General features: G+C 57.9%; 18 protein-coding genes. 2 read left to right on the top strand and 16 right to left on the bottom strand.

Annotated elements, in window-relative coordinates:
• Positions 1-168 precede the first annotated feature (168 nt).
• Positions 169-1,629, top strand: coding sequence for an aldehyde dehydrogenase family protein (locus tag G518_RS0100755; RefSeq protein ID WP_036593124.1), 1,461 nt, complete (start codon positions 169-171; stop codon positions 1,627-1,629).
• Positions 1,630-1,830: 201 nt separating this feature from the next.
• On the opposite strand, the gene G518_RS0100750 is transcribed toward G518_RS0100755, so the two are convergent.
• Positions 1,831-2,799, bottom strand: coding sequence for a Bug family tripartite tricarboxylate transporter substrate binding protein (locus G518_RS0100750; protein WP_028600892.1), 969 nt, complete (start codon positions 2,797-2,799; stop codon positions 1,831-1,833).
• Between the two features lie 354 nt (positions 2,800-3,153).
• Here G518_RS0100750 and G518_RS0100745 point away from each other — a divergent pair, with 354 nt between their 5' ends.
• The gene (locus G518_RS0100745; protein ID WP_051235772.1) at positions 3,154-4,593 is read left to right on the top strand and encodes an aldehyde dehydrogenase family protein; all 1,440 of its coding nucleotides are present in this window, start codon (positions 3,154-3,156) and stop codon (positions 4,591-4,593) included.
• A gap of 264 nt (positions 4,594-4,857) precedes the next feature.
• Here the strand turns inward: G518_RS0100745 and G518_RS0100740 are convergent, their stop codons facing one another.
• From G518_RS0100740 to G518_RS0100670, 15 genes are all read right to left on the bottom strand, one after another.
• The gene (locus tag G518_RS0100740; RefSeq protein WP_342663742.1) at positions 4,858-5,919 is read right to left on the bottom strand and encodes an amidohydrolase family protein; all 1,062 of its coding nucleotides are present in this window, start codon (positions 5,917-5,919) and stop codon (positions 4,858-4,860) included.
• Positions 5,920-5,925: 6 nt separating this feature from the next.
• Positions 5,926-7,074, bottom strand: coding sequence for an NADH:flavin oxidoreductase/NADH oxidase (locus G518_RS0100735; protein ID WP_028600889.1), 1,149 nt, complete (start codon positions 7,072-7,074; stop codon positions 5,926-5,928).
• Between the two features lie 10 nt (positions 7,075-7,084).
• A complete protein-coding gene (locus G518_RS0100730; RefSeq protein ID WP_028600888.1) occupies positions 7,085-8,221 on the bottom strand; it encodes a zinc-binding dehydrogenase in 1,137 nt (378 codons plus the stop codon).
• A gap of 110 nt (positions 8,222-8,331) precedes the next feature.
• Positions 8,332-9,408: an SDR family oxidoreductase gene (locus G518_RS0100725; RefSeq protein WP_028600887.1), complete on the bottom strand. Its 1,077-nt coding sequence runs from the start codon at positions 9,406-9,408 to the stop codon at positions 8,332-8,334.
• 58 nt (positions 9,409-9,466) lie between these two features.
• Positions 9,467-10,177, bottom strand: coding sequence for an ABC transporter ATP-binding protein (locus G518_RS0100720; RefSeq protein WP_211231651.1), 711 nt, complete (start codon positions 10,175-10,177; stop codon positions 9,467-9,469).
• A complete protein-coding gene (locus tag G518_RS0100715) occupies positions 10,164-10,940 on the bottom strand; it encodes an ABC transporter ATP-binding protein (RefSeq protein ID WP_028600885.1) in 777 nt (258 codons plus the stop codon). Before G518_RS0100715 ends, G518_RS0100720 begins: the two co-directional genes overlap by 14 nt.
• Positions 10,937-11,923, bottom strand: coding sequence for a branched-chain amino acid ABC transporter permease (locus G518_RS33305; protein ID WP_051235771.1), 987 nt, complete (start codon positions 11,921-11,923; stop codon positions 10,937-10,939). The genes G518_RS0100715 and G518_RS33305 overlap by 4 nt, the downstream gene beginning before the upstream one ends.
• Positions 11,920-12,783: a branched-chain amino acid ABC transporter permease gene (locus G518_RS0100705; protein ID WP_028600884.1), complete on the bottom strand. Its 864-nt coding sequence runs from the start codon at positions 12,781-12,783 to the stop codon at positions 11,920-11,922. Before G518_RS0100705 ends, G518_RS33305 begins: the two co-directional genes overlap by 4 nt.
• Before the next feature lie 21 nt (positions 12,784-12,804).
• Positions 12,805-13,956, bottom strand: a complete 1,152-nt coding sequence (locus G518_RS0100700) for an ABC transporter substrate-binding protein (RefSeq protein WP_051235770.1) — start codon at positions 13,954-13,956, stop codon at positions 12,805-12,807.
• Between the two features lie 380 nt (positions 13,957-14,336).
• Positions 14,337-15,329 carry a fumarylacetoacetate hydrolase family protein gene (locus G518_RS0100695; RefSeq protein ID WP_028600882.1) on the bottom strand — a complete coding sequence of 331 codons (993 nt, stop codon included), beginning with the start codon at positions 15,327-15,329 and terminating at the stop codon, positions 14,337-14,339.
• A 5-nt stretch (positions 15,330-15,334) separates the two neighbouring features.
• Positions 15,335-15,856: a sarcosine oxidase subunit gamma family protein gene (locus tag G518_RS33300; RefSeq protein ID WP_084651289.1), complete on the bottom strand. Its 522-nt coding sequence runs from the start codon at positions 15,854-15,856 to the stop codon at positions 15,335-15,337.
• Complete coding sequence (locus tag G518_RS0100685; protein WP_028600881.1) at positions 15,849-18,857, bottom strand: 2Fe-2S iron-sulfur cluster-binding protein; 3,009 nt, start codon at positions 18,855-18,857, stop codon at positions 15,849-15,851. The genes G518_RS33300 and G518_RS0100685 overlap by 8 nt, the downstream gene beginning before the upstream one ends.
• Positions 18,854-19,126, bottom strand: a complete 273-nt coding sequence (locus G518_RS39030) for a sarcosine oxidase subunit delta (protein WP_084651409.1) — start codon at positions 19,124-19,126, stop codon at positions 18,854-18,856. The genes G518_RS0100685 and G518_RS39030 overlap by 4 nt, the downstream gene beginning before the upstream one ends.
• 7 nt (positions 19,127-19,133) lie before the next feature.
• Entirely contained in the window at positions 19,134-20,387 is a 1,254-nt protein-coding gene (locus G518_RS0100675; RefSeq protein WP_028600879.1) for a sarcosine oxidase subunit beta family protein, read from the bottom strand.
• 21 nt (positions 20,388-20,408) lie between these two features.
• Positions 20,409-21,155, bottom strand: a complete 747-nt coding sequence (locus tag G518_RS0100670; protein WP_028600878.1) for an amino acid ABC transporter ATP-binding protein — start codon at positions 21,153-21,155, stop codon at positions 20,409-20,411.

Genomic DNA, 21,155 nt, shown 5'->3' with positions numbered 1-21,155 from the left:
CTAGTCCGGCGGATTGTCAAGGCCGCTCTACTTGCTCAAAAATTCGTTCGCGCTGAGCTTGTCGAAGCGTTGCGCAAAGGCTTCGACAAGCTCAGCCCGAACGGTTGAAAGGATTGACCGAAACCATGGGACCTCAGGGAATCGGTTAATACGAAAGAAAACTGAATCATGACCAACATCATCTCCGCCTCCGTCGCGAACGCATATAGCGTCGACCTCCTCATCAACAACCAGGTTCTATCCGGCGAAGGCGAATCACTCAGTGTGATCAGCCCGACCACCGAAGCGGTGGTTGCAGAGTTTCGTGGTGCATCGCCTGCGCAGGTAGACGCTGCAGTGCAAGCAGCACGCACGGCATTCGACAGCGGTGTCTGGAACGATCCACTTCAACGCAGAGCGGTTTTGTTCAAGTTCGCCGATCTGATCGAGGCGCATCGCGACGAGCTCATGGAAGCGCTAATGAGCGAGGTGGGTTCGCCCGTCAATCTCAAGGCCAACCACATCGACACGCCTGCCAACTTCATCCGTTGGTTCGCCGAGGCTGGTACGCGTGAACGCACAGTCAACCTGGGCTACAACAATACGCATACGGCCGTCAGCTCCGTGGCCTATCGGCCCGTGGGCGTGGTGGCGGCCATCACGGCCTTCAACTACCCCATCTTGATTGGCGGCAGCAAGATTGGCGCAGCCTTGGCTGCAGGGTGCACGGCTGTGTTGCTTTCCTCACCGCAGGCACCTATTGCGGTGGCCTTGCTCGGCAAGCTGGTTTTGCAAGCGGGCTTTCCTCCTGGCGTGGTCAACATCATCTCTGGCGCTGCAGAAGCAGGCCGCGCACTGACTGAGCACCCAGGTGTGGACAAGGTGAGTTTTACCGGATCGGTCAACGTGGGACGAACCGTGATGCAGCAAGCTGCTGCGGGGCTGCGCAGCGTGGTGTTGGAGTTGGGCGGAAAATCCGCCGCCATCATGCTGCCGGGCGTGGACTACGATAAATACGTTTTCTGGCTGCATGCCCGATACGCGCGTAACGCAGGCCAGGGCTGCGGATCGCCCACTCGCATTCTGGTCGAGGAAAGCCGTTACGACGAATTCGTCGAGGCCAGCCGAAAAGTCTACGGTCAGATCAAAGTGGGTGACCCACGCGACCCAAGCACCATCGTTGGCCCCGTCATTTCCTCCGCACAGCGTGACCGCATTGAGGCCGGACTGGAGCGCGCGGTAGCCGCTGGGGCGCAGATCCTCGCTGGAGGTGGCAGGCCACCCATGGACAAGGGTTGGTTCACCAATCCAACACTTGTGGGCAATCTGGACAACCAGGCACCTTTGGCGCGCAATGAGATTTTTGGCCCCGTCTCAGTGGTTCTGACCTACCGCACCGTGGACGAAGCCATACAGATTGCCAATGACTCCGAACTTGGCCTCAAGGCCTACCTGTTCGGTGCCAAAGACCAATGCCTGAAGCTTGTGCCTCGCCTACGGGTAGGCACTGTCCAAATCAATGGAGGCAGCCCACTCCGCCCAGATGCTCCAATGACCGGATACAAACACAGCGGTGTAGGCGCCGAGTGGGGCGAAGACGGATTGCGCGAATTCATGTTGCCGCAGCACATAGACTGCGCGCTAAATTAGTGCCAATTTGCCTCAGAACACCACAACCCGTTCACGCTGAGCTTGGCCTGTCCTGAGCTTGTCGAAGGGTCGAAGCGCCGCGCGAGGCTTCGACAGGCTCAGCCCGAACGGGGTTCATCTCGTAAACGCAGTTCGGGATAAGCCAGATACAGCGAAAAAATATCCCCTCGCCAGCACCGCAAGGGGATATTTGCTTGGGGCTTACTGCGCCTCCATGCCAGCTTGTTTAACCCATTGCTGCCACGAGGCGATCTGCTCCTTGTTGAACTCAGCCAGGGCCTGAGGCGTGGAGGACTTGCCGATCATGCCCATGCGGCGGAAATTCGCTTGCGCATCAGGGCTGTCAATGGCTTTGACAAAGGCCGCATTAAGGGTGTCGATCACCTGCTTAGGGGTGCCACGCGGCGCGTAGATTGCCGTGAAAGATACATAGTCGTAGTTTTGGATGCCCGCTTCCACCATAGTCGGAAGCTCCGGCATGGATGGCAGGCGAACAGAAGAGCTCACCGCCAAAGCGCGTATCTTTTGCTGCTTGATAAAGGCATCCGCCACCGCAGGATCAACGAACATGAAGTCGAGCCGCCCGGCGACCAACTCCAGCATGGCCTGCGAAGTACCGGAGAACGCCACATCTTGTGCCTCTATACCGGCAGCCGACTTCAGCAGTTGCACAGCCACGCGTCCACCGGCATTGCCGATTCCGTAGTTCATCTGTCCAGGCCGTGCCTTGCCATACGCCACCAACTCAGCTACAGACTTGATAGGCAGGTCTGATCGCACCACGAGCACAAGCGGGTTGAGCGTGACCAGCGACACGGGCTCAAAATCCTTTAGTGGGTCGTAGGACAGGCTTTTGAGCAAGAACTTGTTTGCGGCCATGATGGTATTGCCCGCCAGCAAGATGGTGTAGCCATCAGGTGCTGCTCGGCGCACAAAGTCCGCGGCGATAACGCCCGTAGTGCTGGCCTTGCTGACAATCACAAAGGGCTGCTCCAGAGTTTTGGTGGCTTCATTCCCCACATACCGCATGATCACATCCGAAGCTGAGCCTGCTGCGGTGGAGATGATGGCTTGAATAGGCTTGGTGGGGAATTTATCGGCCTGCGCCGCGGCAAGATGTGAAGTCAATGCCAAGGCAACGGCAAGCGATGTCCGGTATAAATTGATCATGAAGTCTCCAGATATATTTCTTGAGGGATGAACGTGCTTGCGACCCTTCCCGGTTTCGGATAGATCGAAACACCTCTATCGACGCCGTCCAGCGCGAAAGGATTGGCATGCTGCCATCCGGCGCCCTTTTAATTTTGAAAGCGCGTCGGGTGATGAGTCCATGGCGATTTTTGAGATTCCGCCTACGGAAATTCCGCATACCGAGCCAAGCCACCGGGTATCTGGTTTCTCGAATCTGGGATACGGACTTTCGAAAAACCTCATGGACGCTCAAATGCACGGCCCATACACTGTTTTTTTGAACGCTTGGCAGCCGCGGCGTGTCAGTTTGGTCCATATAGGAAGAAACATCTCATGAATCCAGGCAACAGCACCTCCGAATCTCAATCCATTCGTATGTACATCGGCGGCCAGTGGCGCGACGCGGAACAGGTCGCGGAAGTTAAGAATCCTTATACGGGCGATGTGGTCGCCCACATGCCCGTATCTAGTGCCCGCGACCTGGACGATGCGCTGAATGCCGCCAGGGCTGCTAGAAAGGCCATGGCGGATATGCCTGGATATGAGCGTGCCGCCATGCTGCAACGTGCGGCAGACCAAGTCGCCAAACGAGCCGAAGATATTGCGCGTGCCATGTCACTCGAAACCGGTAAGGCGCTGCGCGATTCCCTGGTGGAAGTACAACGAACATCTGGCGTGCTGCGCTTGTGTGCAGAAGAAGCCGTGCGCATTCAAGGCGAGCACGTACCCATGGATGCCAGCGCCCTGGGCGCCGGAAAAATCGGCATGGTGATGCGCTTTCCGGTGGGGGTCGTCGCCGCTATCACACCATTCAATGCGCCTGTCAATCTGGCCGCGCACAAGCTGGGGCCTGCGCTCGCTGCGGGCAATAGCCTGGTGCTCAAGCCTTCACCTAAAGCACCCCTCAGCGTACATAAGTTCATTGAAGCGGTTTTGGAGGCCGGTGTCCCAACTGGTGCCATCAACACGCTATATGGTGATGCAGTGGCACCTCAGCTGATCTGCGATCCAAGGGTCGACTTCGTCAGCTTCACTGGCTCCATACCTGTCGGCAAGATCATTCGCGACCGAGTGGGTATGAAACGCGTCGCACTGGAACTGGGAGGCGTGGGCCCTACCTTTGTGCACCACGATGCGAACTGGAAAGCCGCTGCGATCGCCTGCGCGCGCAACGCCGTGGGCTTGGCTGGTCAGAGCTGCGTATCGGTGCAAAACGTCTTCGTTCACCAAGCGATCCTCGAAGGGTTTACCGAGGCGGTTTGCCGTGAAATGGACTCGATCCGTTTTGGCGACCCTATGAACATGGAAACAGAGGTGGGCACGCTGATTGACGAAGCGGCCGCCATCAGGGTAGAGGCCATGATCACAAGAGCACTGGAAGCTGGCGCCACCACGCTGCGAGGTGGCGCACGCGTCGGTGCTCAATTGCCTGGGACCATTCTCACCAATGTCAAATCCGACATGAGCATTGTGAGTGATGAAATATTTGGCCCGGCAATGAACATCCAGCCCTACGAACACGTGGAGCCACTATTTTCCGCCATCAGCGACAGCCCCTATGGTTTGCAGTGCGGCATCTATACCAACTCGCTGGATCTGGCGTTGTCTGCCATCAAAACGATTCGCACCGGGGGTGTGATTGTCAATGGCACTTCGCGCTGGCGCTCTGACCAGATGCCTTACGGCGGTGTGAAGGACAGTGGCATGGGACGTGAAGGCCCCAAGTACTCTATCCGCGATATGACCGAAGAACGGCTGTTTGTGTTGAACTGAATCAGGACTTGCGAGCGCAACTGATACACCGTTGAGGTCGTGCTTGGCCTAGGCTTGTCGAAGGGTCAAACCAGCACAAGGCTCGGACAGGCTTCCAATGATCAGCCTTTCTACTCTATATCCATCAGGAATCACAAAGATCCGTTCGCGCCTGTCGAAGCGTTGCGCAAATCTTCGACAGGCTCAGCCCGAACGGGAAGTGTGGTGCGACCCATATCCTGGGCAGGGCAAGTCCCTTACGTGCCTGGAGTCGACAAGCCTGGCTCAATCCAACCCATAAACACGCCGCGCAGTACCACTGAAGAGCTGTTCACGCTCACCCGAAGGCAGTGCTGCCGTCGCGCGCTTATAAGCGTTCCACAGCGCACGGTAGCTGCAGGACTGACTATCGACCGGGAAGTTGCTCTCAAACATGCAACGATCCGCCCCAAACCGCTCCACGCACTCCAGGATCAAAGGCTGCCACGCGGGTAGCAGCTCCTCGGAAGTGGCGGGACGTGCCCCGTGTTCAAACCCAAAGCCAAACACCGCCATCCCCAGCCCACCAATCTTCACGACCACATTGTCCAGAGCAGCCAGCGCCGCCAGGCCAGCACGCCACTCGGCCAACGCTTCTTCGCGACGATGGCGGAACTGCTCAACGCCGATCAGTCCGCCCGCATGGTTTAACACCACCGTGGTCTGAGGGAACGCTTTCGCAAGTTCGGCCAGATCGCGTAGCTGGTGATGAAACAACCAGCTCTCCAAATGCAGTCCACGCGGTGCAAGCTGGGCAACTCCACGGCGGAACTGGGGGTCGGCCATACGATCAGGCGGCGACTTGTGTTTGATAAAGCTACCGATGGCCCCTGGGTCATAGGCCAACTGATACCGAATCCCCCGCAATCTGCCCCGGGCGGCAGCGAGCTCTTCATCCAGCACGGCGCCCACTGCATCGCCCAGCATCAAATCAGCGTGCCCCACCATGGCCGCTGCAATCCGGCAAGGGCCGTAGGTGCCACTATCACCAATCGCGCCCAGGCCCGCTGCAAACTCAATCTCCCCTATTGGGCGCATCTCCTCCGGGCCACTCTGACGCCACATCGAATAGTAGGCCTCCACATACACCGTATGGGTGATGCGGTGCCCCTGCCCGATGTCTGCCAGCAGGTCATGAAGCATGTACCGGCTGCCCCTTGCCGGATCGTCATACAAGTGGTGGTGGGGGTCCACAATGGGGAGATCTGGCTCCAACACAGGTTCTGGCTCTGCCAGCTTGTGCCAGGCTTGCAACTCTGCGCTGGATTTGGGCTGGTTGCCCGCGAAAATGTTGTGTGAGACAGCCACCGTGGTTTACCTCATGGCGTTGATAATTTTCTGGCGGCCGTTCAGCCACCATCCATATTGCTCTGGCCAGTTCTGAAACGGTGCAGCGGGGTCATGGCGCCCCAAAGCAGCTTCAGCATGTAAAGGCCAGTTGGGATTCACCAGCGCTTGGCGGCCAATGGCGATCAGGTCTGCACGCCCATCAGCGATCGCTGAGTCGGCGAGCTCCGGCTCGGTGATCAAACCTACCGCCATGGATGCCACTCCCGTCTCACGCCGAATGCGCTCGGCATAAGGCAATTGGAATCCGTAACTGCGTGGCCCACCTCCGCCCGCTGTGGAAGCCGAGTGGCCCCCAATGCCGCCTGAGGAGCAATCGATCACATCGACACCCACACGCCCCAGTTCACGGGAGAACGCCAGCGTTTCATCGAAGCTTCGTCCGCCGTCCACTCCATCCAATGCCGACACACGGGCGAACAAAGGATGATCGGCTGGCCAAGCTTGGCGCACCGCCGCCACCACTTGCAACGGAAAGCGGTGGCGCTCCTGAAAATCGCCTCCAAAAGCATCCTCACGGTGGTTGGTAACTGGTGACATAAAGCTGTGCAGCAAGAACCCGTGCGCCACATGCAGTTCCACCACATCAAACCCGGCAGCGTTTGCACGCCCCGCCGCGTCGACAAACTGCTGCATCACGGCTGAGATATCCGTCTCTTCCAGCGCAGATGGCGTCTCGTAGTCAGCACCGAAAGGGATGGCACTGGGCGACACCAAAGGCCATCCGGATTCCCCACGTAGAGCAAGATCTTCGGCGCCTAACGGGCCGTTGCCATGCCACGGCCGCTGCCTGGCAGCTTTACGGCCCGCATGGCACAACTGAATCCCCACAGCGCCCCCCTGCGCCTTGACCAGGCTTGCGATGCGTGCCAATGGCTCGATCTGAGCGTCGTCCCAAAGACCAAGGTCTCCGTGGCTGATTCGACCCTCCGGCGCAGTCGCGGTGGCTTCCAGCATCACCAAGCCAGCGCCACCGAGCGCAAACCGCCCATAGTGCGCGAGATGGAAATCGTTGGCCACGCCGTCTGTGGCCGAATAGGTGCACATCGGGGAGATGGCGATTCGGTTTCTCAGCGTGAGCTCACGCAGGCGAAGTGGCGAAAACAAATGAGTCATGGTGTCTTTATCAAACACTGCCGTGTGGCAGCAGGATCTGACGCACAACTTCGCCACGGTCCAAAAGATCCAGGCTGACGTTCAGGCGGTCAAAATCAATGGCTTCGCTCTTGAGACGATCCACGGGCAAACGCCCTTGCCGGTACATCTCAATATAGGATGGGATGTCGCGCTCAGGCACGCAACTGCCCATGAAAGAGCCGCGGAAGGATTTTTCCTCTGTGACCAATCCGGCATGTGCGTATTGGAACTGAGCGTCTGTAGCGCCAAGTCCCACGCAGATGATTTCACCGCCACGCCGGGTAATGGCATTGGCCATGGTCATGGCAGGAAAGCTGCCCGACATCTCAAATGCAATGTCCACGCCACCATTGGTAATTTCACGCACGTGTTCTACCGCCTTGGGATCACGCGCATTAACCACATCGGTTGCGCCAAGCTCCCGCGCGAGTGCGAACTTTCCCTCATTGATGTCGATACCAATGATCTGGGACGCACCCGCCACCTTGGCTGCCATCAAGCCATTCAGGCCGATACCGCCAAGACCAAAGATCGCGACGCTCGCACCCGGCGCAACCTTGGCAGTGTTGAAAACAGAGCCTGCGCCCGTGACCACCGCACAGCCGAACATCGCGGCCACGTCCAATGGCACATCGTCTGGAATGCGCACCAGTGACTTCGGAGACGTGATGGCGTATTGTGCAAAAGCGGAAATGCCACTGTAGTGGTAGATCGGTTCGCCTCTCAGGCTGAGCCGGCAAGCACCATTGGCTAGCAAGCCTTGTGTACGCGGCAGGGTAACGCTCTGACAAAGCGCCGGGCGCAATGTGAAGCAGGTACGGCAATGACCACAGCCTGACACCACGGTCATGACGACATGGTCGCCTGGCTTCACATCTGTCACGCCGGCGCCCACTTCGCGCACGATGCCGGCACCTTCGTGCCCACCCACTACGGGCAGCTTGCGCTTGCGCAATCCGGCCACCTGAGACAGGTCTGAGTGGCACAGGCCGGCTGCGCGGACTTCCACCAGCACTTCGCCAGGGCCAGGTCCTTCCAGATCAACCTCTTCAATATGAAAAGGATGAGAGTCGGCATAGGGCGCGGGCAACCCTTGTTCGTACATTACCGCAGCCTTCATTCGCATATGGTTCCTTCTTGTGTCTGAAATGTTTTGGACCGTGCACCAGCGTGGTGACGATCGATCGGTCTGTTCAAGGAGCGTTGCCTTTACATGTCACGCATGGAATCACGTATTCAGGCAAGGATTTTTTCTTTGCGGTAGTGAGTCAACTGGTCGATGATCATTTCTTCCGTATCTACCATTCTGTGAAACCCAGCCTGGCGGATCTTCGTGGTGGAGGAGATGATGTCGAAGTCGCAGCCCAGCAGAAAATCGGCAAACCCCCAGGAGGCCACATCGTCAATGGAACGTGCCTGGAGACCTTCCGTCTTGACGATCTCATCCCAGACCGGGCCTTTGTCTGCCATCCATTGAACGAGCGGGAAGTACCTGACAGTACCCATCTTCATTCCGTAATGCTCAGCAATACGGGGCCAAATGCTTTCCCACCGGAACAGATCGCCGTTGACGACATTGAAGGCCTGGTTTTCCGCAGCCGGGGTATTGCACATCCAGAAGATGGACTCGGCCACCTGCTCCGCATCAGACAGCTCCATCAAGCTCTTGTAGGCCCCCGGTTTGCCCGGAAAATCCAGCGGCAAGCCGAGGTGTTTGCAGATAAGAGCGTATACCCCCAGGGTAGAAACGAGGTTCGGCCCGCTACCCACGTTCTTTCCATTGATGGCGGCAGGCCGGCTGGTTGACCAAGTCCATGGACCGCCGGATGATTCAAGGAACTTCTGCTGGTCAAAATAGAAATTGGGCGGCATGTGCCCAGGCGCGGATTCCTTTGCTGGCGTCGGATAGGGGCCCATATGAAACCCGTACCATTTGGAGCCCTGGATCACGTGCACATGGCGTAGCGACGAGCCTTCGCACGCAGCCACCACGTTGCGAAGCATCTCAATATTGGGCTCGACGTTCTCAACCCCCACCTTAGCGCCAGGTGCCATGGTGGTGTAGAGCTTGTGCTTGGCTCGTGCGGCGAAGACAAGGTGCGTCACCTCCACGCCCTTCAGCGCCCGCTTGCAGCCCTCTGCGTCCATCATGTCCGCAGCGATGTGCTGAACTGAAGGTGGCAAGCTTGCCGGCGGATTCCGTGACAGCCCTATGGCCTTCCAGTTCTTCGCCTTGCGAACAATCTCGATCAGGTTCTGAGCCGCAACTCCGGTCGCCCCTGCGACCAGCATGGTTCCGCCTTCTTTTGGCATCTCATCTCCGTTTTAGTAAATCAGTCAAGCCCACCTAGAGCACCTCAAGTTCCACACCTCAGCCACCGAGGTAAATCCGCTGCACGCCTTCATTCCCAAGCAACTCAGCGCTGCTCCCGCGAAGCGATACTTCGCCGTTTTCCAGCACCACGCCGTGGTCCGAAATACGCAACGCAAGCCGTGCGTTCTGCTCCACCAGCACCACCGCAATGCCTTCGGCATTGATCAGTTTCACCAGCCTGGCGACTTCATGGATCATCTTGGGAGCCAGGCCCAATGTAGGCTCATCGAGCAGCAGCAACTTGGGCTTGCTCATTAGCGCTCTGGCAATGGCCACCATCTGCTGCTCACCACCTGAGAGGCTGGACGCAGTCTGTTCCGTACGGTCCGCCAACTTGGGGAACATCTCATACATCTGCGCGAGACGCTGACGAAACGCCGCGCGGTCACGCGAGCTGTACGCTCCCATGCGGATGTTCTCCAACACAGTCATCTCAGGGAACAGGCGCCTACCCTCAGGGCATAAGGTGATACCCAACTCCAGGCAGCGCGGCGGGGACGAGCCACGCAGATCGGTACCGTTGAACCGCAACTGGCCACGCTGGGAAGGAACCAGACCCACAATGGCTTTGAGCAGTGTTGATTTACCGGCGCCGTTGGCACCCAACACGGTGACCACCTCGCCTTCGGAGACCGTGAGATCCACCCCGCGCAGTGCGGGCACACCGTCATAGGCGACATCCAACTCGCGTACTTCAAGCAAGCTCATGGTCGCCTCCAAGATAGGCTTCGATCACCGCCGGATCCGCCTGCACCGCTTCAGGGCTTCCCAGCGCGATCTTGCGCCCCTGGTTGATCACCAGAATGCGGTCGGACAGGCTCATCACCAAGCGCATGTCGTGCTCCACCAGCAAGATGTCGATGCCGCGTTCATCACGCAACCGGCGTATGAGCGTGCCCATAGCGAGCTTCTCTGTCGGGTTCAGGCCAGCCGCTGGTTCATCCATGAGTAGCAAGCTAGGCGAAGTCATCAGGGCCATGGCCACGCCCAGCATCTTCTGCTGGCCATAGGGTAATGCGCCTCCCGCCTGGTCCATCTGGCCCGTGATGCCCACAAAAGCCGCGACCTGGTGAGCTTTCTCTTCGTTCTCTCTCTCGCTGCGCCCCCGAGGCCCCCAGAAATGCACCCAAGGCGCATAGGAGCGTTGCAGTAGCGCCGCGCGGCGAAGATTCTCGCGAACGGTCTCCAGCTTGAAGGTATGGGCCGCCTGAAAGGTACGGCCAATGCCCCTGCGAGCGATCACATCGATGCCCTGCCCGGTCACGTCAATGCCGTCATGCAAGACCTCACCGCCAGTGGGCTTGTGCACGCCCGCAATCAGATTGAACAGCGTGGTCTTGCCAGCGCCGTTGGGGCCGATCAATCCAAAAATCTCACCCCGGTGCACCGCGAACGACATGTCTGAAACGGCCTGCAGCCCACCAAAGCGCTTGCTCAGGCTGCGCAGTTCAAGGCGTGGTGGCGTCGTCATGTGCCACCCCCTTCGCGAACTTGCACGGCGGCTTGCGTTTCGCCCGATTTTCTCGGCCCTTTGCGAGCACGGGGCGATGTCAGTTTTTCAATCATGCCCACCAGGCCATCGCGGAAGAACAGCAGGAACACAATCAGCACTACCCCGTAGCACAGCAGCTGGTACTCCTTGGCCCCTCTGAGCAGCTCGGGCAAAGGCACGATCAGCATAGCGCCCAGGAGCGGTCCCCACGCAGACGCTGCGCCACCAATGACGTTCATCACCACGAGATCGACCGACAGCCCAAAGCCAAACGGTGCCGGAGACAGAAATCCAATAATGTGGGCATACAGGCTTCCGGCTACACCGGCCATGGCTGCAGTCAACACAAACACAGCTATTCGCCATGACAAAGCGTCGATACCGAGGGAGCGGCTCAGGGGTTCATCAGCTTCAAGTGATTTCATCAGCGCGCCTATATCGGAGCGCAGCACAGCACGCACCAGCAGGAAAGAACCCACGGCAAAGAACAGTGCAACGCCGTAGATCAGCGCGGGGTCTGTCAGCCTGTAACCAAACGCCGAAAGCTTGGGAATACCATGCAATCCACCGTTGCCACCAAACAGGCTTGTCCACTCCTGAAAAACAAGGTTGACGATCTGACCGAAGGCGTAGGTCAGCAACACAAAGTGCACCCCTTTGATGCGCAGGAACACGGGCCCGAGCGCTGCAGCCAATAGAGCACAGAAAATCGCGCTGAGCGGTAAGGCCAACGCGGGAGACAAGCCCAATCGCATTGTCAAAAGCGCCGAAGCATAGGCTCCTATGCCCATGAATGCACCGTGGGCCATCGACAGCTGGCCGATTTGCAACATCAAGTTCATGCCCAGCGCCAGCATGGTCATGATCGCGATCATCGTGGACACGTGGAGCACATACCGCCCGCCAATGACCCAGGGCAGGACAGCCACCACCGCGAGCAGAATAAACGGCAACCGCTTCATCGCCCTGCCCTCGCCCAGAGCCCATTGGGTTTGACAATGATGATCCCGAGCACGATCACGAACGAGGCAATCAGTGCAAGTGTCGTATTGAACATCGTAGAAAACACAGATTCAGACAAGCCGATGAGCAAGCCGCCCAATACCGCACCAGGTACGCTCCCCAATCCACCAAGGATCACGACGACGAATGCTTTCAGCATAGGTAATTCGCCCATGGTGGGAGCCACCGTGTAGACCGGTGCCATCAATGCCCCGGCAAGCCCAGCTAACGCACTGGCGATCGCGAACGAACGCAAATACACTGAGCCAGCTTCGACGCCCATGAGACTGGCCGTTTCGCGGTCTTGCGAGACCGCCTGCATCGCCAGCCCCATCCTGGTGTGACGCAGAAATAGCTGGAAGATGACCAGGGCCACCACGGCGCAAATGGCAACCACTGCCCGGTCAAGAGGAATCACCGCTTCGTGCAGGCGCCAGATCCCCGTCACCGGGCGATCAACCGACAGATCGGCGGGGCCAAAGAAGATCAGCGCGAGCGCTTGCAGCGTGATGCCTACCGCCAGCGACATGATCATTCCGCCCAGTTCACGGCCAACGAATGGCCGATACAGCACGCGTTCTACTGCGGCACCGAACAGGGCGGTGATAACCGTTGCCAGGATCACCGCCGGAAAGTAGCCCAAGCCGAGTTGGCTATTGAGCGCCAGCACAGCAAAGGCTCCGATCATGTAGAACTCACCATGAGCGAAGTTGACCATGCGCATGATGCCAAACACTAGCGTAAAGCCCAGTGCCATCAGCGTATAGACCAACCCGGCCATCAGGCCGTTGATGGCCATCTGTTCGATCATCCCGATCATGTGGCTATCATGCAGCGCGGATTACTTGGTCTTACCCAGAACAACCGGCTCACCATTGCGGATGGTGCCGATGTAATTGATGCTCATCACCTGTGCGTCGACTCCATACACGGATTTTCCACCCAGGGTGAGCTGATCGCCCTGTATGGACTTCATGGGCAGCGCCTTGGGAAATGCGGCGACCACTTTGGCTGTGTCATCCACCGAGCCAGCCTTCTGTATAGCGCTCAGCAGCACGTTGGCACCGTCATAGAACGAGACAATAATCTCGTTCGCATCCTGACCACGGGCTTTCTTGTAGGCGGCAGCCAGGCGCTTATAACCCTCGTTGGCCGGATCAGCATAGAGCATGTTGATGGTGCCTTCAGCAGCCTTCGCCCCCGCACTGGCGACGATATCTTTTGGACCCGCACCACCGGTCTTGCTGAAGAGCTTGTCGTAGCCCAGTTCACGAGCCTGGCGAATGATGAGGCCGGCGGTGGCCGGAGATGTACCACCCAGCTCGATCACATCTGGCTTCATGGCAATGATTTTGGTCATCATCGGCTGAAAGTCCTTTTGCGCCCGCTCGAACAACTCGCTACCCAGAACCTCAAATCCGTTGGTCTTGAAGACGCGGGTGGCCACTTGGGTCTGATCCCAGCCTGTTTCATCATTAGGGTTGACGATAACGATACGTTTGCCCTTGACGTTGTCTTTCATCCACGCAATGAACGAGCCAATGTAGTCATCTGGTGGGCTGTACAGACGGAACATGTACTTGGAGTTCTTGTCCAGCGCCTTGCCTGTGTAGGAGGCAGTCAAGGTCACCACCTTGTCATCTTCGACTTGCTGCTTCAGCGCCATGGTGGCCGCTGAGCCCACGACAATGACGTACTTGATCTTGTCCTGGTTCACCAGACGGTTGTAGGCGGCCACGGCATCGGCGGCCTTGTACTGGTCGTCATAGGCGACGATCTCCACCTTGTGCTTCTTCCCGCCAACGTCTAGACCACCTTTATCGTTGATTTCCTGGGCCAGGATGCGCGGCCCTTCAGCGGCTGCCAGCCCCCATGGAGCACCGCCACCGGTTAGCGGTGCAATCACGCCGATCTTGACGGTCTGCGCCGAGGCCACGCTCAGGGTCATGGTGGTGGCCAGCATTACCAGCCCACGGGAAATATTCAGGCTCACGTGATGTCTCCTTCGTTTTAAGGGCTAACGCAAAAATACGTCTCGCCTGTGAAATCCAGGAGGCAATCTCAATCTCCGTGTTCGACAGCGCCCTGGAAGGAATTCAGTTTAGGACCGCGCAACACGCGGTGTCTATTCTGATTTCCGGGACACGGGGTCTTTGATTTGCGGAGAATGTATGCAAGCGTACGTAAGCGGTGGTGGTCCCACCTGCTCGCTCGAATACTGGTTTTCCCGAGGTCAACGCACTCTGCGAGTCACCTCTTTTGGTCGGCCATGGTGTCGTGTATGACCTGTCGCTCCGCCCTCGTTACCTTACGTCCGTCCCACCCGGATAGTCGCCCCCGCTCGGAGCACTTGATAACGCGACGAACAAGCTCCTAAACAATCCGATTCCGTAAAACACCCAAGCCCTGAACCTCGAGTTCAATCACATCACCTCGCTGAAGCCACCGATCCAGCTCCAGGCCGCATCCACCCGGAACCGTCCCTGACCCGAAAAACTCCCCAGGGTAAAGCGTCTCGTCTTGGGAGACGTGCGCGATCATGTCTTCAAAGCGATGGGCCATCTCACCTGAATGACCTCTAGACCATTCCTCGCCGTTCACGCGCGCCGTGAGCACCAGGTTGTAAGGGTCTGGGAGCTCGTCAGCCGTGACCAGCCACGGACCAATCACATTGCCGGTATCGAAGTCCTTGCCTTTACATGGACCAAGCTGACCGTCCGACTCCCGCGCTTGGGCATCTCGAGCGCTGATATCGTTGAATATGGAAAAGCCGAAGATGTGCTGACGAGCGTTCTCGCGGGAAATGTTTTTCCCACCCCGACCGATGAGTATCCCAAACTCCAGTTCGTAGTCGAGCAGATTCGAATAGTGGGGCCAGTGAACATCTTGTTCATGCCCTATGACGGACATACGGTTGCCCTTGTAGTAGATGGGCTGCTCATACCAGACAGGTGCGAGTTTCAATCCACCGGCTGCAACATAAGCCTCCCACTGCTGCTGGGCATCTGGCATTCCCTTTGTGCGATGTTTGAATCGAGTGGTTCGGCAGCCTTGTACATGGCGCTCGAAGCTCAAGAAATCTCGCATTTGTGTGGGCCGAGGAACTGGGGCAAGCAGCTTGAGGCTCGCTAGCGGGAGCCGCAGAAAACTGTTCTCGGCCCTGGTCCCATGTTCCAGCGCGGCCTTCGCGAGCGTGAGGCCAGCCTCGTCCGCTTCGATGAGCGCGAGCATGGAGGTGAGCGCATCAGAAGCGCGGCCAAGCGCCTTCGCGGAGTTCGCCAGGTCGACCACTTCGCTCAGATCAGCCGTCAAAGCGCCTATTCGTGCGGCGCTGGTCTCCGGATGAAGATAGGTGACAAGTTTCATGGTGGCTATGGCTTCCCGGTCAATGAAGATGCACTCGAATCCAGCCATGCACGCAAGGATTCCCCAAGGCTGCGTTCAACATGCACCTCATAGGTGTTGTCTGAACTTCGATGGATGAGTACCGCAAAGGGCCCCAACCGTGTCTGCGCAAACTGATTGACCGCAAACCGGGCAGGTCGCAAATCCAAGCCGCAGCCGGAAGCCAATAGCTGCCTGGCGCGATCGCCCTCCACTCGCAAGACAAGCTGTGCGCTGGATACATCGATGAAGAAAACATCCGGCCCAGCGGCCTCCTGAAAGCCCGTTGCATCAGAGCCTTCGGGTATAAAAAGCTGCTCGCCAGGAGCCAACGCAAAGCGTATTCCAGCATTTGACCGGACAGCGATGTGGCGGTCATCCGAGGGGCTTGGGACACTCTTCTCATCAAAACTACGCAAGAGGTATCTAGGATGCCAAGGCACCCACGAAATACTCGGCAAGCTGGAGGCCTTATCGCCAAGATGAGGATGTGAGTGGAGGTCAAGCATGAAGTCGCTCTCCGGCTGAGTCCACGAAACAGCTATCCGTTAGCTGAATCGCCACGGATTCATTAGCTACAGGTGAGACCGCGTAGAGCGTCTTCCCAATCTGGCTGCGTCCGGCTTGCACCATGGCCAAGCCTATGGATCGACCCAAGGTAGGGCTGAAGCATTGCGAGGTCAGATAACCCAGCGACTCCTGAACAGCCAGCTGATCGCTCGCCACAATGTGCGCGCCTGGTGGGAGCTTGGCATTGGGATCCACGCATTGCGCACCCACCAACTGCAGACGATCTGAATCCGTGTGCGCAGGAAGGGCCAATGAACGCATCCCGATGCAATCCTTGCTGCGATCCAGGAGCCCGCCAAGACCGAGGTCATCCAGCGTGGCCGTTCCGGTGGCCTCACGGCCCACCACGAAATGCCCTTTCTCGATACGCAGGACCCCCATCGCTTCAGTGCCATAGACAGCCAAGCCCAAAGGCGTGCCCGCATCGATCAAGGCAGTCCACAGGCGCATCGCGTCAGCAGCCGGCACACTGATTTCGTAGGACAGCTCTCCGCTGAAACTCATCCGGGTGATTCGTGTCTTGATATCCAACAACCGCCCGAGCCGAGTCGACATATGCGGCATCGCCTTGGCTGAGAAATCAATATCAGAGTCGAGTTTCTCGAGAACCGCGCGCGCGCTTTGGCCAGCGAGCGCAAAGGTAGCCCATTGCTCGCTTACCGGCGTCACGCACACTCGAAGGTGCGGCCACATGGTCTGCATGCAGTAGGCGATGTGTTCCGGCACGGTTTTGCTGTGCGCGGTACTGGTGCTCATGACATAGTGGAACTCACCGATGCGGGCCACCACGCTGTCATCCAAAACCATTCCGTCTTCCCGCAAAATCACACCAAACTTGGCCCGGCCCACAGCCAGTTTGTCCCAACGATTGGCATAAATCCGGTTTAAAAGCTCAATGACATCCGGGCCATGCAGTTCAACCTTACCCAGTGGGGAAACATCTATCAATCCAACTCCATTGCGTACGGCATTCACTTCTCTGTTCACTGCTTGCAGGTCAGTTTCTCCTGCCTGACGGTAAAACTGAGGTCGTAACCAGGGAGCTGATTGCGTGAAGAACGCGCCGTTCTGGACCTGCCAATCATGCGTGGCCAGGCGCCGAACCGGATGAGCCGGGTGGCTGAGTGTGGGCCCGGCCACCGTGGCCATGTCAATGGGCACATAAGGTGGGCGAAAAGTAGTGGTTCCGGTCTGGCCCGGGGTTTGTCCCAGCTGCCTAGCCAAGATCTCAAGACCGTTAAGGTTGCTGAGCTTTCCTTGATCGGTGCCCATGCCCAAGGTGGTGTAACGTTTAAGGTGCTCTACGGATTTGTACCCCTCGCGGGCTGCTTGCAGAACGTCATCTACCGTGACATCGTTTTGGAAGTCAACAAACGCCTTTTCGCGCCCCTTGAGTTGCTCAACACCTTCAATTCCAAGCCAGGTGTTCTGACCATCCGCCAGGCCTGTGAACTTCAAAGACGATCCAGCCATGAGCATCTTCTCAATCTCTGGCACGCATTCGTACCCAGATGCTCTGCTCGCTGCCAAACCAGCCTTTACGCCCTCACCTATGCATTCAGCCGTATCAAACTGGCCATTGCATGCCCCAGCGCTGTGATTCCGCCCTCCATGCACATTGGGAACGAAACCAGCCAGTTCCGGCGCATAACGCAGCGTGCCACGTGCTTGCGAGAAAAGATGAACCCGCGGCGTCCATCCACCAGATACAGCCAGTAGATCGCAAGCCGTTGTACCGGAATCTCCCCCCGCGCCTTCCCATTGGATGCCACTGATCGCCGTGCTTCCACGGGTACCTAAAATTCGCGCGCCCGCAACCACGCGCACTCCCTTAGACAACAGCGCCTGCCCGCACGGGCTAAGAGTCGCTCGAGCATCGACGATAAGGCGAATGCTTGCCCCAGCATCCTGCAATGCGGTGGCCAAGCCGTACGCGCTGTCGTTATTGGTGTAGAGAACAACCTCTCGGCCGCACAATACTCGGTACCTATGCAAGTAGCTGGCGACGGAAGCCACCAGCATGACCCCGGGGCGATCATTGCCTGGGAAAACAAGTGGGCGCTCTATGGATCCAGTGGCAAATACCACCTGCGAGGCGCGGACTTTCCAATACACCTGCGCTGCTTCCGAGGCGTTCTTGGCGTTCGTGCCAGCAGTGTCTGCTGCCTGAACCATTGTCAGGTATTCATGGTCGTAATACCCGGTGACCACGGTACGCGGCATCAGTTGAACATTTTTCAACTGCCCTAACTCATGAAGCGTCGTGGTGAGCCAGTTCGTGGTCGATCCCGCTGCGATGTTCATCGGCGTGTCGAGCAGGCTCCCGCCGAGGGAAAGACCATCGTCGGCAAGAATGACAGTGGCGCCTGTACGCCCCGCGGCAAGCGCCGCAGCTAGTCCGGCGGGCCCTCCGCCTGCGATAAGAACGTCAATATGCACGTTTTGCTGTGAGGCGGTGGCGTTCTCTTGCGATGTTGGAGGCGCGCCCAAGCCAGCGGCTTTCCTGAGTATGTGTTCGTAGCTGGGCCACCAACGGCGTGGCCACATAAAGGTCTTGTAGTAGAACCCTGCTCCTAGAAAACGCCCCAGCCAATTGTTGACCACGCCAACGTCAAACTCCAGGGTAGGCCAATGGTGCTGGCTTTGCACCTCAAGTCCTTCGTGAAGCTTCACCAAAGTGGCTCTGGCGCTGGGCTTGCCACCACCAGAGCGATCCATCAGGCGAACCAGCGCGTTGGGTTCTTCCGAACCGTGGGCCATGATTCCGCGTGGGCGGTGGTATTTGAAGCTTCGGCCTAACAGCCGAACGCCGTTGGCCAGCAAGCCGGAAGCCAAGGTGTCGCCTTCGAATCCTTGATAGGTGCGACCGTTGAACTTGAAGTTCAGAGGTGCCTGCCTATCAATGAGGCCCTCACCTTCCACGCGCCATAGCTGAGTCAAGGCGTCTCCTTCGGCGTAACGATCGGGGTTGAAGCTATCGTGTGATCCAGCGTATTGCGCTCAAGCTCGAGCCACTGACGGCAACCGTAGCGGTGATTCCAATGCTCTCTATGCAAACCGCGAGGGTTGTCTCTGAGGTAGAGATACGAAGTCCACTCTTCGTCACTCACAGCGCCTGGGTCCGGAGGTCTGAGGACAGTTGCATCGCCTTGGTATATGAATTCATTCTCGTTGCGGGGGCCGCACCACGGGCAAGGTATGAGCTGCATCTTGAGATCAATGCGCGTTAGATTGAGGGCCGGCGCCGCGCTCATTGAGCAAGCGCCCGGTCCTGAAGCGATCAAGCGAGTGCTCCACATTCAGCGGGTGTGGCTCGTCATTGGCGATCATGTGGGCAAAGCAATATCCGGAGGCTGGCGTTGCTTTGAAGCCGCCATAGCACCACCCCCCATTGAAGTAAAAGCCCGAGACAGGCGTTTTCGAGATGATCGGGCTACCGTCCATCGACATATCGACCGCACCAGCCCACGAGCGCATCAAGCGTGCGCCGGCCAGCTTGGGAAATAGCGCCACGGCACCACCAAGCACCTCCTCCAGTGCTGGCAGGCTTCCTCGTTGGGAATAGGAGTTGTAGCCATCAAGCCTGCCTCCCATCAAGATCTCGCCCTTATCTGTCTGGCTGACATAAACGCGCCAGGCGCCGGTCGACACCACCTGGTCGATCATGGGCTCCACTGGTTCCGTAACTGCGGCCTGAAGTAAATGGGTCTCTACGGGTAGACGAAGGCCGGCCATCGCAGCAACGCGGCTTGAGTGCCCCGCGACACAACAACCAAGTCTTGCTGTCTCTATATACCCCAGGGAGGTTTCTACTCCACGAACTTTGCCGCTTTCGATAGCGATGCCGAGTACCTCGCAGTTTTGAATGATGTCTACGCCTTCAGCATCGGCAGCCCGCGCATATCCCCAGGCAACGGCATCATGGCGCGCCGTGCCGCCGCGTGGCTGAACGACTGCTCCAACCACAGGGTAGCGGCCATCGCCCGCGAGGTCCAGGCCGGGAACGCGCTCTTTAAGGGCATCAGTGCCCAGAACTTCTGCGTCAATTCCCCGCAGCCTCATCGAGTTGTACCGCCTCACCCAGTTTTCGCGTTCGTTGGACGAGTGCACCAGATTGATCACGCCGCGTTGACTGAACATCACGTTGAAGTTCAGCTCTTCGCTGAGACGCTCCCACAGCTTTAGTGAGTGTTCATAGAAGTGGGCATTGGCTCGCAGGGCGTAATTGGAGCGGATGATGGTGGTGTTTCTGCCAGTGTTGCCACCACCTAACCACCCTTTTTCAAGCACGGCGATACGCTTGATCCCGTGGTTTTTTGCGAGATAGAACGCGGTGGCTAACCCATGCCCACCGCCCCCTATGATGACCACGTCGTAGCGACTATTCGGGGTAGGCTGGCGCCAGGCCGGTTGCCATTCAGGGCTGCGCTTCAGCCCCTGCGCGAGTAAAGAGAGCGCACTGTAACGCATGAGCCACCTTAGAACGTGTTCTTAAAGAACTTGCCTCAAAAACTCCTGCGTACGCGGGTCTTTCGGGTTGTTGAAGAACTCCTTCGGATGGCCTGACTCCACAATGCGACCGTGGTCGGTGAAATGAATCGAATCAGCCACTTCGCGAGCAAATCCCATTTCATGAGTGACCAGAATGCAGGTCATGCCTTCATCAGCGAGATCCCGTATCGTGACCAGCACCTCCTTGACCGTTTCAGGGTCCAAGGCAGCGGTGACTTCATCGAACATCATGACTTGGGGAGACATGGCCAGGCTTCGCGCAATAGCCACCCTTTGCTGCTGCCCTCCCGAGAGTTGGCCGGGATAGTGGTTTTCCTTGCCACTAAGTCGAACACGCTTTAGTAGCGCGAGCGCCACCGCCTCCACCTTGGCCTTATCCTGCTTCAGCACATGAATGGGCGCCATCATCACGTTCTCAAGTGCCGTCTTGTGTGGGAACAGGTTGTAGCTCTGGAAGACCATTCCCACGTTGCGGCGGAGCGCAAGTTCATCCAGCTTGGGATCATTCACCTCAATGCCCGCCACCTTGATAGTGCCGCTATCGATGGGAATCAATGCATTGATGCAGCGCAGGAGCGTGGATTTGCCAGAACCAGACGGGCCGATGATGCAAACAACCTCCGAATGGCGCACGGACAGTGAAATGTTCTTCAACACCGCGTTGCTGCCAAAGGACTTGCATACGTTGTCAACAATGACTTGGAGATCACCCAATTGCTTCGCCAC

It is taken from the genome of Ottowia thiooxydans DSM 14619 (assembly GCF_000422885.1).
GTDB lineage: Bacteria > Pseudomonadota > Gammaproteobacteria > Burkholderiales > Burkholderiaceae_C > Ottowia > Ottowia thiooxydans.
Note: the sequence above shows the minus strand (reverse complement) of the source record. Positions and strands in the feature narration are given on the sequence as shown.